The following is a 13122-nucleotide window of genomic DNA, read 5'->3' on the forward strand; positions in this document are numbered from 1 at the left end:
ACAATAAGTTACGTATTCATGGAGTCGAAGAAATCCGAATTCGTCTTGGTCTGTTTCAGTTTCGAAATCAGGAATTCAATCGCATCCGTTGTGCCCATCGGATTGAGAATACGGCGCAGGACAAAAGTTTTCTGCAGATCAATCTTGTCGACCAGCAGATCTTCTTTCCGTGTGCCGGATTTCAGGATGTCCATCGCTGGGAAGACGCGCTTGTCGGCGATTTTGCGATCCAGAACGATTTCGGAGTTACCCGTGCCTTTGAATTCCTCAAAGATCACCTCGTCCATCCGGCTGCCGGTGTCGATCAGCGCCGTGGCGATAATGGTGAGCGAACCGCCCTCTTCAATGTTCCGGGCAGCACCAAAGAACCGCTTGGGGCGTTGCAAGGCGTTGGCGTCCACACCACCGGTCAGAACCTTGCCCGACGACGGTACAACCGTGTTGAAGGCCCGGCCCAGACGGGTGATAGAATCGAGCAGGATCACCACGTCGCGTTTGTGTTCGACCAGACGTTTGGCTTTTTCGATCACCATATCCGAAACGGCCACGTGCCGGGTTGCAGGTTCATCGAAGGTGGAGGAAACAACCTCCCCTTTCACCGACCGCTGCATGTCCGTCACCTCTTCGGGCCGCTCGTCGATCAGCAGAACGATCAGATAGCATTCCGGGTGGTTGCGTTCGATGGAATTGGCGATGTTCTGCAGCAGCACCGTCTTACCCGTCCGCGGCGGCGCCACGATCAGCGACCGCTGGCCTTTCCCGATCGGGGCCACCAGGTCAATGATCCGCGAAGACCGATCCTTGACCGTCGGGTCATCGGTTTCCATCGTCAGACGCTCGTCCGGGTACAGCGGTGTGAGGTTTTCGAACGCCACCTTGTGACGCGCTTTTTCAGGGTCTTCGAAGTTGATCTGCGTGACATCCAGCAGGCCAAAATACCGCTCATTGTCATCAGGGGCTTTGATCACCCCTTCAATCGTGTCACCGGTGCGCAGGGAGAATTTGCGGATCATTTCCGGGGACACATAGATATCATCGGGGCCCGGCAGATAATTCGCTTCGGGGGACCGCAGAAATCCGAACCCGTCCTGCAGCACTTCGAGCACGCCATCCCCGGAGATTTCCCAGCCCTCATCCGCACGTTCGCGCAGGATCTGGAACATCATCTCGCCCTTGCGCATGGTGGAGGCGTTTTCGATCTCCAGATCCTCCGCCATGGACAGGAGGTCCTTGGGGCTTTTGCGCTTCAGATCCGCAAGGTTCAGGGTCTCAAGCGTTTCAGGAACAGAGGGTGTGTCGGTCATATCAGTGGTCATGGAAATACCCGTGATCAGCCGCAGCACAGTTGCCGGCTGATGTAATTCTGGAATGTCAGGTCTGCGCCATCCCCGGACGGGGTGGTGAAGGGTACATAGGCGCGCAGGCAGGTCGAGTCAATTGATTCAGAACCGCACAACCACCGAGAGGACAATCAGCACCATCAACAGGGTCGGCACTTCGTTCATCAGGCGGTACTGCCGCCCGGTCAGCTTGTTCTCGCTTCTCATGAAGTCTTTGCGTCGCAACCCCAGCCAATGGTGAAACCATGTCATCCCCAACACACCCGCCATCTTGGTCCAGGGCCAGATGGCCGACCAATCGACAATTCCCGGGGTGAAGACCAGACAGAGACCCAGGATCCAGGTGGCGATCATCGCAGGGTTCATGATCACCCGCAGCAGTTTCAATTCCATGGTCTGAAAGAGATCATGCGTCTCCCCGCTTTGTCTGACCTGCTCTGCGTGGTAGACAAAGAGACGGGGAAGATAGAACAGACCTGCCATCCAGGCGATCACCGCCATGATGTGAAATGCCTTCGTCCATGGATAGGCAAGGGCGAGCAGGTCCGACATTGAGAACTCCGATCCGTTTGCTCCTCTTATTAATAATAAAAGAAAGATAAAAGGATGATGATTTTGTGGGGTATCTCATATCTGTGGATTATGCGGTTTTGCCTGTCTTTATCCGCTTGGGGAGAACAGTTTTCCTCTTCGGATGAGAACCTAAGATTCAAAGTTTATCGCTTTATAAACAATGCCTTGAAAAGTTTGTAGTTGGATTGATGTCGGGATAAGCTTGTGCATATTTTCGCCAAAACCTGCTTATACACACCTTGGGCGTTGTCCTTTTCCGCATAGGGGCATTTCTTGCGCTATTCTGGAATTCCCACAGGATAGCTTTTCCTTGCAGGATCACGCTGTTTTGCCCAGAAGAACATATTAAGAAATCCTTAACCCTGTTCACAGGCTTACCCACATGTCCCGGCCCCTGATCCTGGCGTCCAACTCTCAAATAAGAGCGCAGCTGCTGCGGCAGGCGGCGGTTGACTTCACCGTGCAGCCCGCCCGCGTAGATGAGGAAATGATGCGTGATGCCTTGCTGGCCGAGGAGGCCGCGCCCCGTGATATCGCCGATGCGCTGGCGGAAATGAAGGCGCGCAAGGTGAGTGAAAAGCATCCCGAAGCCTTGGTTTTGGGGTGTGATCAGGTGTTGGACCACAAGGGCACCCTGTTGGCGAAACCCGGCACGCCCGAGGAGGCGGAGGCGCAGTTGCGCTCCCTGCGGAACGACCGCCACATGTTATTGTCGGCGGCAGTGATCTGCGAGGCAGGTAAACCGATCTGGCGCCATGTGGGTCAGGTCCGGTTGCGCATGCGGGACGCGTCGGATGATTTCATCAAGGGTTATGTTGCGCGCAATTGGGACAGCATTCAGCACGCGGTGGGTGCCTATAAACTGGAGGAGGAAGGCGTGCGGCTTTTCACCCGGATTGAAGGCGACTATTTCAACGTGCTCGGGCTGCCCTTATTGGAATTGCTTTCCTATCTGACGTTGCGTGGAGATCTTGAACAATGAGTGACAGCCAACAAGCCCCGGCAAAGATTCCCCTGGCGGGTGTCATCGGGTCCCCTATTGCGCATTCCAAATCCCCGCAGGTGCATCGCCACTGGCTGAACAAACACTATGTCAGGGGCTTTTACGTGCCCATGGATGTCAGCGCCCGGGACTTGAGGGATGTGCTGATGACCTTGCCCAAGGCCGGGTTTGTCGGGGTCAACGTGACCATCCCGCACAAAGAGGCGGTTCTGGACATCGCCGATCTGATCACTGACCGTGCGACCCTGATCGGGGCGGCCAATACGCTGATCTTCCGCAAGGATGGCAAGATACATGCAGACAATACGGATGGGTATGGTTTCATCGAAAACCTGAAGGCAGGCGCACCCGACTGGCAACCGACGCAGGGGAGCGCCGCGCTGCTGGGGGCCGGGGGTGCCGCACGCGCGGTGATCGCGTCTTTGCTCGAAGCAGGCGTGCCGGAAATCCTGCTCTCCAACCGCACCCGCGTTCGCGCAGAGAAATTGCAGGCGGATTTTGGCAACCGGATCACGGTCGTGGATTGGGTGCAGGCAGGCAATATGCTCGAAGATGCCAGCCTTGTGGTGAACACCTCATCTCTCGGCATGGTGGGCAAGCCGGAGATGCGTGTGCCGCTGGATGGATTGCGCAAATCCACCATCGTGACGGATCTTGTCTATACGCCGCTGAAAACCAGATTGCTGGAGGTCGCTGAGGAAAACGGCTGCGTCACTGTCGACGGTCTGGGTATGTTGTTGCATCAGGCTGTGCCCGGATTTGAGCGTTGGTTCGGCCCCCGCCCCGTGGTCGATGAGGAAGCGCGCGCGGCGGTGCTGCGCTGATGTTTCGACTGGGGCTGACCGGCTCGATCGGGATGGGCAAGACCACGACAGCGCAGATGTTTGTGGAGGAAGGTTGCGCGCTGTGGGATGCGGATGCTGCGGTGCACCGGCTTTATGCCGAGGGTGGTGCGGCCGTGGGGCCAATCCGAAAAATCTTCCCGGACGCAATTCAGGACGACGCGGTCTCTCGCGATGCGCTGCGCAGGATTGTCGGCGCGGACCCGAACGCTTTGCCAAAGATTGAAGCTATCGTGCATCCGCTGGTGGCTGCAGATCGTGCAGAATTCATCCAGACGTCGGATGCCGAAATTATCGTCTTCGACATTCCCTTGCTGTTTGAAACCGGTGGCGATGCGCAGATGGACGCCATCGCCTGCGTGTCCATTCCGCCGGAAATTCAGGAACAGCGGGTGCTGGCCCGCGGCACCATGACCCATGCCGATTTCGAAAAAATCCGCGCCAAACAGATGCCGAACGCCGAAAAATGCGCCCGGTCCGACTTTGTCATCGTCACGGACACGGTTGAACATGCCCGCGCGCAGGTTCAGGATGTGGTCAGGCAGATCAAGGAAAGAATGCGCGATGCGTGAGGTTGTGCTCGACACGGAAACCACTGGCTTTGATCCGGAGACCGGCGACCGGATTGTCGAGATCGGGGCGGTGGAGTTGATGGGCCACATGGCCACCGGCAAAACCTATCATCAGTATATCAACCCCGAACGCAGCATGCCGGAAGAAGCCTTTCAGGTGCATGGGCTAGACGATGACTTCCTGCGCGACAAACCGAAATTCGCGCAGGTAGGCCAGGCGTTTCTGGATTTCATCGGGGATGCGAAACTGGTGATCCACAATGCGTCTTTCGACATCAAGTTCCTGAACGCGGAGCTGAAATGGATTGGGCTGCCGCAAATCCCTTGGGAACAGGCCATAGATACGCTGGAGATCGCGCGCAAACGCTTTCCCGGCTCGCCTGCCTCGCTGGATGCGCTGTGTCGTCGGTTCAACATCGACAATTCATCGCGGACCCTTCATGGCGCGTTGCTCGACAGTGAAATTCTGGCGGAGGTTTATCTGGAGCTGATCGGTGGGCGACAACCGGATTTCGGTTTGTCCACCTCGTCGCAGAGCGAGTCGGGTCTCGGCGGTGAGGAATGGACCCCGCGCCCGCGCCCGGTGCCGCTCAAATCCCGGATTTCGGAAAAGGAAGCCGCCGCCCATGCCGATTTTGTGGCGAAACTGGGCGACGACGCAGTGTGGCTGAAAACCTGAGGTTCAGGCGTCCATTTTGGGCTGGTCTTCGGATTCAGACTGACGCCGCGCCAGTTCATTCCGATAGAGCGACAGGAAGTCGATGTTTTCCAGGTTCAGCGGCGGGAAGCCACCGTCACGGGTCACGTCGCTGACAACGCGGCGCAGGAACGGGAAGATCATCCGCGGACATTCGATCAGCAGGAACGGGTGTAGCTGGTCCTCGGGCACATTATCGATGCTGAAGATCCCGGCATAGTCAATTTCGAGCACGAAAAGCGTGGCATCGCTATCTTTGGCCTTGGAGGTGACATTCAGCTTGATCGAGGTTTCGTACTGACCTTCGGTGCTGCGCTTTTTTGCGTCCAGATTCACCTGAACCTGAACGTCCGGGGTCACATCCGCAGGCGCGCCTTTTTGCGCCATGATGTTTTCAAAGGACATGTCACGAATGAATTGTCCAAGAACCCGCATTTGCGGTCCTTGCTGTTGTGCTTCGGCTTCAGCCATCGGTGTCTCCTACCGTGAATATGAAATCGGGCGAGCTTTACCAGCTTGGTCTGGGGTTCTCAATGGTCGGTGCACTTGGAGGGGCGGTCGACCCGATCACGATTTGGCTGGACCTCGGAATACTCGCCATCGATGATGTCGCCCCGTGCGGGTCTGCGCGCGGGATCGGCCTCGAAGGTCTGGATGTTGATGCGGGACCGAATGGCTTTGAAGAGCGCGATGCGGACGGCGGGAACCAGCAGCAGAAAGCCGACTGCATCCGTGAAAAACCCCGGTGTCAGCAGTAATGCGCCGGAAAACAGGATCATCGCGCCATGTACCAAAGGCTCCGTCGGATCCCGCAGATCGGAAAAGGAAGACTTGAGTTGACCGAGTGCCAGAACGCCCTGATTGCGCACCAGCCACGTGCCCGCAATGGCCGTCAGCACCACGGTCACCAACGTCCAGCCGAGCCCGATGGCACCACCGATTTGGATGAATAGCGTGATTTCAATGAGTGGTACCGCAAGAAAAGCGATAAATAGCCACATTTTGGTGCTTCCTTTCGTGGAGCGTGGAGTGGACTTGCGCAGGCCCGACACCTACATAAGAGGGATAACTGCCTGTTTCCATGATTTACCCCACATGAGGTACCTATGAATTCGCCCCTGATACAGCTTTTGGTGCTGGCTGGCATCGCTGTTTTTCTGATTCTGCGACTCAAAAACGTGCTGGGGACACGGGATGGGTTTGAACAGCAACCCTTGCCAAAACCTCAAGAGCGCGGGCGATCCGGTCCGGATTTCGAAGTGATCGAAGGTGGTCCCGACCTTGATATCGTGGATCATGTGGATGAGGACAGCGATGCGGCCAAGGCGCTGGCGTCGATGAAACGGATTGAGCCGTCGTTCAACGTAACAGATTTCCTGGGCGGTGCGCGCAGCGCGTACGAGATGATTGTCATGGGATATGAAAAGGGTGAATTATCCGACATCCAGCCATTTCTCGCCGAGGACATCTACGAATCCTTTGTCGATGGCATTGCAGCACGCGAAGATCAGGGGCTGACGGTGGAATCGACCTTCATCGGTGTGCGTGAGCTGAAATTGATGGATGCGACGTTTGATGACGATACGCAGGATGCCGAGCTGACAATCCGCTTCGTTGCCGAACTCACTTCCGTTGTACGCAACGCCGAGGGCGAAATCGTGGACGGCGACCCCAAGGTGATCAAACGTCAGAAAGACACATGGGCCTTTGCCCGTGTAGTGGGGTCGGATGATCCGAATTGGTTGCTTGTTTCCACAGACGCATGAAGCCTGCCTTCGCGGCAGCACTTTTGGCGGGGATACTCGGTATGACCGGCCCCGCCAGTGCTGAGACGCGCATAGAGGTTCTGTCTTTCGATGACCTTGATGGTTGGGTCAAGGACGACCACGCCGCTGCTTTCGACACATTTCGCAACACCTGTCAGGATATGGACGATCCCGACTGGCGTGCCGTCTGCGCTTATGCGACGTCAGAGCCTGATCCGAAGTCCTTTTTCGAACTCCTGTTTCGCCCGGTCTTGATGGAGGACGGGGACCCGGCCCTGTTCACAGGTTATTTTGAGCCTGAACTGAACGGATCACGCCAGCGTAGTGCACGCTATCGTTACCCACTTTATGCGATGCCGCCCGAGGCGAAGGACACCGTGCTGTGGTATTCTCGGCGACAAATTCTGGACGGGCAGTTGTTGGAGGGGCGCGGGTTGGAGATTGCCTGGGTCGATGATCCGGTGGAGCTTTTCTTTCTGCAAATTCAGGGGTCCGGTCGCGTGAACCTGCCCGGCGGCGGCAAGCTGCGCGTGGGATATGGCGGTGCCAATGGGCACACCTATCGGTCTATCGGAGCCGAACTTGTCCGGCGTGGCACCTATGACGCGCATCAGGTGAGCGCCGATGTGATCAAGAACTGGGTGCGGCGCAATCCGGCAGCTGGGCGCGAGCTTTTGTTTCACAACCCGTCTTACGTCTTCTTCCGTGAAGTAAGCGAGGTGCCCGCAGACAAGGGTCCGCTTGGCGCGATGAACCGGTCGGTCACACCGATGCGCACCATTGCGGTGGACCCGGCTTTCGTGCCGCTGGGCGCGCCGGTCTGGATCGAGAAGGACGGCAAGAAACCCCTGCGCCGCCTGATGATCGCGCAGGATACCGGTTCGGCGATCAAGGGGGCGCAACGCGCGGATGTCTTTTTCGGCACGGGCGACAAGGCGGGGCGCGCCGCGGGCAAGCTGAAAGATCCCGGGCGCATGGTCGTTCTGCTGCCGATCCAGCGCGCCTATGCGATGGCACCGGAGGGCGCGCTGTGACACGGCGCAAACTTTCCGCCGAGGAAGCAGCGCTTTGGCGGAAAGTGACAGAGAGAACCGAAGCCCTCGAACAGCGCCAGACCTTTGATCCCGCTGCCTTTGCGCCGCAGCCGAAACCCAAGCGTGCCGATCCCCCGAAACCGGACTTTGGCAAGCTGGCCACGACATTCCCGCCCAAACCCGAGCCCCGCAAGAACAGCTTCAATCTGACACCTTCCCTGCCTGATCGCATGCGCAGTGCGCCAGTGCAGATGGATCAGAAAACCTTTGGCAAGATGAAGCGCGGCAAGATGAAACCTGAAGGCCGGATTGATCTGCATGGCATGACGCTTGACCGGGCGCATAACGCACTGACCCGGTTCGTTCTGTCGGCGCAGGGGTCCGGCAAACGGTTGGTTCTGGTGATCACCGGCAAGGGCAAGAACCGCGATGAAGGCGGCCCGATTCCGGTGCGCCATGGCGTTCTGCGGCATCAGGTGCCGCAATGGCTCAGCGCACCGCCGCTGGCCTCAGCCGTGATGCAGGTCAGCGAAGCGCATATCAGTCACGGCGGCGGCGGTGCCTATTACGTTTACCTCAGGCGACAACGCTAGGCAGATCGCGCTGATACCGCAGGATGCCCAGTCCGGCGAGACCGGCACCCGCGAAGTAGAAGACTGCGATGGGGATCATCTGGTCCGGGAAAGTGACACCGAAATCAATGAGCGCGCCGGTGATACCCGGCCCGATGGCTGATCCAAAGACCATCAGGGCCGCGGCGGCCGCCTTGATCGCCCCGAGATGACGGGTCCCGTAAAACACCGCCCAGAAGGCGGTTGTGGCGGTGGCCTGCATACCCTGCCCCATGCCGAAGATCACCAGCCCGACGCCTGCCATAAAAATACTGTCCGCCACGGCCAGCACCAGAAAGGAGACCCCAAAGGGGATCATCTGGAATGGAACAATCCATTTCACGCCAAGCCGGTCGACGGCCCAGCCGGTGATGAAGGTGAAGGCAATTGTGGACGCCGTGTAGATCGGCATGAGGGCCACATATGAAACAAGGCTCCAGCCTTTGACCTCGGTCAGGTGGACCTGCTGGAAAAACAAGGCCGTGCCCCAGGCTGCGGGGCCAAGGACCAGCGGGATCAACATGTAAAACAGCGGGTGCCGCAACAGGTCCACCCGTGTCCAGTGTCGCCCCCCCATGCCGAGGCTTTGCGTATCCTCGGCCATGGATTGCGGCGTGCGTTCCTGTCGGAGAAGGGTTTGCATGACCGGAATGACAATCAGAACGCAGACCGCCGCCAGCACCCAGAGGTTGCGCCAGTCGTACCGCACCAGCAGTGCCACGAATACAATCGGCAGCACCGCCTGCCCCACGGCAAACCCCATCGAGGAGAGCGAGATCGCCCGGCCCCGTGCCGCGACAAACCAGCGTGACATGGCCACCGCGCCCAGTTGCGACATCATGCCCTGACCCATGAGCCTGAGAGCAAAGACAACCACGATCAGGAGAAATCCGTTCGGCACCAGCGCCATGGCGACGCAGGCGAGCGCCAGCAGGGTCATCACGACAAGTGACAGATGCCGTACGCGGAACCGGTCGGTCAGGGCACCCGCCCAGATCATCGTGATGGCGGACAGCGTGGTCCCGATGGTGTAGATCCCGCCCCACTGCCCGTCGCTCAGGCCAAAGCTGCCTTTGATCTCACCGGCAAAGAGCGAGATGAAATAGGTCTGCCCGAACGAGGACGTGAAGGTCAGCAGGAACCCCGCCAGCAGAAACAGCCGGTTGTCGATGAGAAAACGGATGTAGCCCATTCATGCCATTTCGCAGGCGTTTGCCGGGAAGGGAAGACTTAAAGCACGTAGCGGCTGATATCCGTGGATTTCGTGAGCGCGCCGAGGTTCTTGTCGACAAATGCCGCATCCACGACAACTTCGTCGCCCCCTCGGTCGGGGGCGTTGAATGACAATTCCTCGAACACCCGCTCCATCACGGTATAAAGCCGCCGCGCCCCGATGTTTTCCACGGACTGGTTCACATCCGCCGCGATTTTCGCGAGGGCCGCGATCCCTTCCGGCTCGAACCTGACGGTGACCTGTTCGGTGCCCATGAGGGCGGTGTACTGCAAGGTCAGCGCGTTGTCGGTCTCCGTCAGGATGCGGACAAAATCCTCCTCCGTCAGGGCGCGCAGCTCCACCCGGATCGGCAGGCGGCCTTGAAGTTCGGGCAGCAGGTCGGAAGGTTTGGCGATGTGAAAGGCACCCGAGGCGATGAACAGCACGTGGTCGGTTTTCACCGGCCCGTGTTTGGTGCTGACGGTGGTGCCTTCGATCAGCGGCAGCAAGTCGCGTTGCACGCCTTCGCGGCTGACGTCGCCGCCGCGCGCGTCCGAGCGGGCACAGACCTTGTCGATCTCATCCAGAAACACGATGCCGTTCTGTTCCACCGCCTCAATGGCGGCCTTGGTCACGGTCTCATCGTCCAGCAGCTTGTCTGCTTCCTCACCGATCAGCACATCATAGCTTTCGGCCACGGACAGCCGTTTTCGTGTCGTGCGGGTACCCATCGCCTTACCGAAAATATCGCCCAGGTTCATCATGCCCATACCGCCACCCGGCTGGCCGGGAATATCCATCATCGGGAACGGGTTGGAGGTATCGGCCACATCGAGGTCGATCATCTCACCGTCCAGATCCCCCGCCTTCAGTTTTTTGCGGAACATCTCGCGGGTGCCTTCGCGGGCATCGGCACCGGCAATGGCATCAATCACCCGCTCCTCGGCGGCCTGACGGGCGTTGGCCTTCACGTCCTCGCGCATGTGATCGCGGGTCATGGCGATGGCGCTGTCCACCAGATCGCGGATAATCTGCTCCACGTCGCGACCGACATAGCCCACTTCTGTAAATTTCGTCGCCTCGACCTTGAGAAACGGCGCGCGGGCCAGTTTCGCCAACCGGCGGCTGATCTCGGTCTTGCCGACACCAGTGGGGCCGATCATCAGGATATTCTTGGGATAGACCTCGTCACGCAGATCATCGGCCAGCTGCTTGCGCCGCCAGCGGTTGCGCAGCGCCACGGCGACCGCGCGTTTGGCGTCTTTCTGCCCGATGATGAAACGGTCGAGCTCGGAGACGATCTCGCGGGGGGTCAGGTCAGTCATTAGAAAACCTTTGTCACATGTGAAGGGGGCAACCGATGCAGGGGGATGAAGCCCGGCATCAGGGCCAGCAGACGGGCGCGGATCGCTTCCCAGCGCGCGCCGAGGAAAAGCAGAACTACACCGAGGAAGAAGACGGTATAGACGGCGCCGTCGCCTTCGAAAATCGTGGTGGTGAGGATCACCGTGTAGCCGATGGCGGCGATGAGGAAGGACCGGCGGTCGATGATGATGGCGACCAGCGCAATGAGCATCAGCACGGCAATCAGCGTGGTGTCGGCCCAGCTGCCTTCGCGGTCAAGCAGGGTAAGCGCAAGCGTGTTCACCAGGGCGGGCGCGGCCACCACATGCAGCCAGAACCCATTTGCCGCGCGCCGCGTGACCCGGTGCGGGTCGGACATGTCGAACATCATCGCAATGGCAAAAACCACAAGGCCCAGGGCCAGCGTGATCCATGCAAACGGGCCCCCGGCGGAGAGCAGGAAAAGCTCTTCGATCGACTGGGGCGAACCGCTGCTGTTCCCCGCGATCAGAAGGGCGACCCCGAAAGCCGCGAGCGCGATGAGCGCCAGCGCAAAGGGGACGCGGAAGCGGAACCAGTAGATGAACAGCGCGATGGTCGCGAGCGCGACGGGCAGTGGCAGGCTGCTGTTATCGCCTTGCGCCACCATCAGGATTTCCGAAAAGGCGCCCGCCAGCCCGTAGGCGGCGTTGATGGCAAAGAGGATGGCCAGCGCGATGGCCGGGGCCACCATGCGGCGGCGGCGGATGAAGTATTCCGACAGCAACCACAGCACGACGGCGGCCGCGAGGCTGGAGGTGATCAGCGTCTGCCGGGTGTCGAGCGGGTCACTGGCAATCCCGAAGGTGACAATGCCGATCCAGCCGAATGCGAGGATCACCATGCCGACCACGATGAAAATCTCGTTGAACCCTTTGAAGAGTTCAAAAGGTTCGTCGCCCGGTGCCAGGTTTTCGCGCGCGCCGCTGCGGCTATGCGCAAGGCTCATCAACGCCGCAGCCTGCGCTTCGGTCACGATTCCCGCGCTGACGGACGCCCGGAGATCGTCCTTGCCGATCATGCGCTGATTTTCTCAACGGTCAGATTGCCATTGGTGTAGACACAGATATCCGCAGCAATCGCCATGGCGTCGCGGGCGACCTCTTCGGCGGATCGGTCGCTGTCCATCAACCCGCGTGCGGCGGCGAGGGCAAAGTTTCCACCCGACCCGATGGCCGCGACATCATGTTCCGGTTCCAGCACGTCACCCGCACCGGTGATAACAAAGATATCCTTGCCGTCAGAGACGATCAGCATCGCTTCGAGCTTTTGCAGGTATTTGTCCGTGCGCCAGTCCTTGGCCAGATCGACGCTGGCCCGCGCCAGTTGACCGGGTGTCGCCTCCAGCTTGGCCTCCAGCCGTTCCAGCAGCGTGAAGGCGTCCGCGGTGGAACCGGCAAACCCAGCCACGACATCAAACCCGCCGGGGCTCAGCCTGCGCACCTTGCGCGCCGTTCCCTTGATCACCGTCTGCCCGAGAGAAACCTGACCGTCACCGGCAATCACGACCTCACCGGCTTTTTTCACCCCGATGATCGTCGTCCCATGCCATCCGGGGAAATCGTCCTGTGCCATTCTGGTCTCCTTCTGCGTGCTGCTCTATATGGCCTGCGCTCTTTGAGGGTACAAGGGCGCGCAAAGGCGCATTGGCGGATTGTCGGGCATGAAAAAGGGCGCCCGATCCGGACGCCCATCTCATCGGTAAATCATTTAGCCGGGGTCAGAGGGAGTCTTCGATCCAGCTTTGCAGCGCGGCCTTCGGCTTGGCGCCCGCCATGTTGGAAATGACCTGACCGTCCTTGAAGATGAACAGCGCCGGAATGCCGCGCACACCCATCTGCGCCGGTGAATTCGGGTTCTCGTCGACGTTGACCTTCACGATCTTCACCTTGCCGTTCATCTCGTCCGACAGCTCTTCGAGCGAGGGGCCGATCTGCTTGCAGGGACCGCACCATTCCGCCCAGAAGTCGACAACCACGGGGATGTCGGAATTCTTGACCTCGGAGTCGAATGTGTCGTCTGTTACAGCAAGGGTGGCCATGGTGCTCTCCTGACAGGCTATGCTTGGAGGATGAACCTATGTAGCCC

At 59.2% G+C, this 13122-nt stretch carries 16 protein-coding genes; 7 read left to right on the forward strand and 9 right to left on the reverse strand.

Annotation, left to right across the window (positions count from 1 at the left end; all coding sequences use genetic code 11):
• Window positions 1-8: 8 nt before the first annotated feature.
• Window positions 9-1316: a transcription termination factor Rho gene (gene rho, locus Q1A52_RS04600; protein WP_195821033.1), complete on the reverse strand. Its 1308-nt coding sequence runs from the start codon at window positions 1314-1316 to the stop codon at window positions 9-11.
• A gap of 126 nt (window positions 1317-1442) precedes the next feature.
• Window positions 1443-1892 carry a protoporphyrinogen oxidase HemJ gene (gene hemJ, locus Q1A52_RS04605; protein ID WP_300011475.1) on the reverse strand — a complete coding sequence of 150 codons (450 nt, stop codon included), beginning with the start codon at window positions 1890-1892 and terminating at the stop codon, window positions 1443-1445.
• A gap of 403 nt (window positions 1893-2295) precedes the next feature.
• Between hemJ and Q1A52_RS04610 the strand changes: the two genes are divergently transcribed.
• The 4 genes from Q1A52_RS04610 to dnaQ are packed head-to-tail and all read left to right on the forward strand — an operon-like array spanning window position 2296 to window position 5009.
• Window positions 2296-2895, forward strand: coding sequence for a nucleoside triphosphate pyrophosphatase (locus Q1A52_RS04610; RefSeq protein ID WP_300011478.1), 600 nt, complete (start codon window positions 2296-2298; stop codon window positions 2893-2895).
• On the forward strand, window positions 2892-3740 hold the full coding sequence (locus tag Q1A52_RS04615) for a shikimate dehydrogenase (protein ID WP_300011481.1): 849 nt from the start codon (window positions 2892-2894) through the stop codon (window positions 3738-3740). The genes Q1A52_RS04610 and Q1A52_RS04615 overlap by 4 nt, the downstream gene beginning before the upstream one ends.
• The gene (coaE, locus tag Q1A52_RS04620; protein ID WP_300012182.1) at window positions 3737-4330 is read left to right on the forward strand and encodes a dephospho-CoA kinase; all 594 of its coding nucleotides are present in this window, start codon (window positions 3737-3739) and stop codon (window positions 4328-4330) included. The genes Q1A52_RS04615 and coaE overlap by 4 nt, the downstream gene beginning before the upstream one ends.
• A complete protein-coding gene (gene dnaQ, locus Q1A52_RS04625; RefSeq protein WP_300011484.1) occupies window positions 4323-5009 on the forward strand; it encodes a DNA polymerase III subunit epsilon in 687 nt (228 codons plus the stop codon). Before coaE ends, dnaQ begins: the two co-directional genes overlap by 8 nt.
• Window positions 5010-5012: 3 nt before the next feature.
• Here dnaQ and secB read toward each other — a convergent pair whose 3' ends face one another.
• Entirely contained in the window at window positions 5013-5498 is a 486-nt protein-coding gene (secB, locus tag Q1A52_RS04630) for a protein-export chaperone SecB (RefSeq protein ID WP_299779986.1), read from the reverse strand.
• A 59-nt stretch (window positions 5499-5557) separates the two neighbouring features.
• The gene (locus tag Q1A52_RS04635) at window positions 5558-6028 is read right to left on the reverse strand and encodes an FxsA family protein (protein ID WP_300011487.1); all 471 of its coding nucleotides are present in this window, start codon (window positions 6026-6028) and stop codon (window positions 5558-5560) included.
• A 105-nt stretch (window positions 6029-6133) separates the two neighbouring features.
• Between Q1A52_RS04635 and Q1A52_RS04640 the strand changes: the two genes are divergently transcribed.
• From Q1A52_RS04640 to Q1A52_RS04650, 3 genes are read left to right on the forward strand one after another with little or no spacing between them, the layout of a single operon-like run.
• Complete coding sequence (locus tag Q1A52_RS04640; RefSeq protein ID WP_300011490.1) at window positions 6134-6793, forward strand: Tim44/TimA family putative adaptor protein; 660 nt, start codon at window positions 6134-6136, stop codon at window positions 6791-6793.
• A gap of 41 nt (window positions 6794-6834) precedes the next feature.
• Window positions 6835-7827, forward strand: coding sequence for an MltA domain-containing protein (locus Q1A52_RS04645; RefSeq protein WP_300011493.1), 993 nt, complete (start codon window positions 6835-6837; stop codon window positions 7825-7827).
• Window positions 7824-8420, forward strand: coding sequence for a Smr/MutS family protein (locus Q1A52_RS04650; RefSeq protein WP_300011496.1), 597 nt, complete (start codon window positions 7824-7826; stop codon window positions 8418-8420). The genes Q1A52_RS04645 and Q1A52_RS04650 overlap by 4 nt, the downstream gene beginning before the upstream one ends.
• On the opposite strand, the gene Q1A52_RS04655 is transcribed toward Q1A52_RS04650, so the two are convergent.
• From Q1A52_RS04655 to trxA, 5 genes are all read right to left on the reverse strand, one after another.
• Window positions 8404-9630 carry an MFS transporter gene (locus Q1A52_RS04655; protein WP_300011498.1) on the reverse strand — a complete coding sequence of 409 codons (1227 nt, stop codon included), beginning with the start codon at window positions 9628-9630 and terminating at the stop codon, window positions 8404-8406. The genes Q1A52_RS04650 and Q1A52_RS04655 overlap by 17 nt on opposite strands.
• Before the next feature lie 38 nt (window positions 9631-9668).
• Complete coding sequence (hslU, locus tag Q1A52_RS04660; RefSeq protein WP_300011501.1) at window positions 9669-10976, reverse strand: ATP-dependent protease ATPase subunit HslU; 1308 nt, start codon at window positions 10974-10976, stop codon at window positions 9669-9671.
• A complete protein-coding gene (locus tag Q1A52_RS04665; protein ID WP_300011504.1) occupies window positions 10976-12055 on the reverse strand; it encodes a hypothetical protein in 1080 nt (359 codons plus the stop codon). The genes hslU and Q1A52_RS04665 overlap by 1 nt, the downstream gene beginning before the upstream one ends.
• The gene (hslV, locus tag Q1A52_RS04670; protein WP_195821045.1) at window positions 12052-12609 is read right to left on the reverse strand and encodes an ATP-dependent protease subunit HslV; all 558 of its coding nucleotides are present in this window, start codon (window positions 12607-12609) and stop codon (window positions 12052-12054) included. Before hslV ends, Q1A52_RS04665 begins: the two co-directional genes overlap by 4 nt.
• Window positions 12610-12754: 145 nt before the next feature.
• Window positions 12755-13075, reverse strand: coding sequence for a thioredoxin (gene trxA / locus Q1A52_RS04675; RefSeq protein WP_299779972.1), 321 nt, complete (start codon window positions 13073-13075; stop codon window positions 12755-12757).
• Between the last annotated feature and the right edge of the window lie 47 nt (window positions 13076-13122).

This window comes from uncultured Roseobacter sp. (assembly GCF_947488185.1).
Lineage (GTDB): Bacteria > Pseudomonadota > Alphaproteobacteria > Rhodobacterales > Rhodobacteraceae > Roseobacter.

Excerpts from the sequence above, each read along its gene's own strand:
- hslV (WP_195821045.1), bottom strand. The coding sequence starts at position 12,609 with ATGGCACAGGACGATTTCCCCGGATGGCATGGGACGACGATCATCGGG.
- hemJ (WP_300011475.1), bottom strand. The coding sequence starts at position 1,892 with ATGTCGGACCTGCTCGCCCTTGCCTATCCATGGACGAAGGCATTTCAC.
- secB (WP_299779986.1), bottom strand. The coding sequence starts at position 5,498 with ATGGCTGAAGCCGAAGCACAACAGCAAGGACCGCAAATGCGGGTTCTT.
- Q1A52_RS04615 (WP_300011481.1), top strand. The coding sequence starts at position 2,892 with ATGAGTGACAGCCAACAAGCCCCGGCAAAGATTCCCCTGGCGGGTGTC.
- Q1A52_RS04635 (WP_300011487.1), bottom strand. The coding sequence starts at position 6,028 with ATGTGGCTATTTATCGCTTTTCTTGCGGTACCACTCATTGAAATCACG.
- Q1A52_RS04665 (WP_300011504.1), bottom strand. The coding sequence starts at position 12,055 with ATGATCGGCAAGGACGATCTCCGGGCGTCCGTCAGCGCGGGAATCGTG.
- Q1A52_RS04610 (WP_300011478.1), top strand. The coding sequence starts at position 2,296 with ATGTCCCGGCCCCTGATCCTGGCGTCCAACTCTCAAATAAGAGCGCAG.
- Q1A52_RS04645 (WP_300011493.1), top strand. The coding sequence starts at position 6,835 with ATGACCGGCCCCGCCAGTGCTGAGACGCGCATAGAGGTTCTGTCTTTC.
- Q1A52_RS04655 (WP_300011498.1), bottom strand. The coding sequence starts at position 9,630 with ATGGGCTACATCCGTTTTCTCATCGACAACCGGCTGTTTCTGCTGGCG.
- Q1A52_RS04640 (WP_300011490.1), top strand. The coding sequence starts at position 6,134 with ATGAATTCGCCCCTGATACAGCTTTTGGTGCTGGCTGGCATCGCTGTT.
- rho (WP_195821033.1), bottom strand. The coding sequence starts at position 1,316 with ATGACCACTGATATGACCGACACACCCTCTGTTCCTGAAACGCTTGAG.
- dnaQ (WP_300011484.1), top strand. The coding sequence starts at position 4,323 with ATGCGTGAGGTTGTGCTCGACACGGAAACCACTGGCTTTGATCCGGAG.
- trxA (WP_299779972.1), bottom strand. The coding sequence starts at position 13,075 with ATGGCCACCCTTGCTGTAACAGACGACACATTCGACTCCGAGGTCAAG.
- hslU (WP_300011501.1), bottom strand. The coding sequence starts at position 10,976 with ATGACTGACCTGACCCCCCGCGAGATCGTCTCCGAGCTCGACCGTTTC.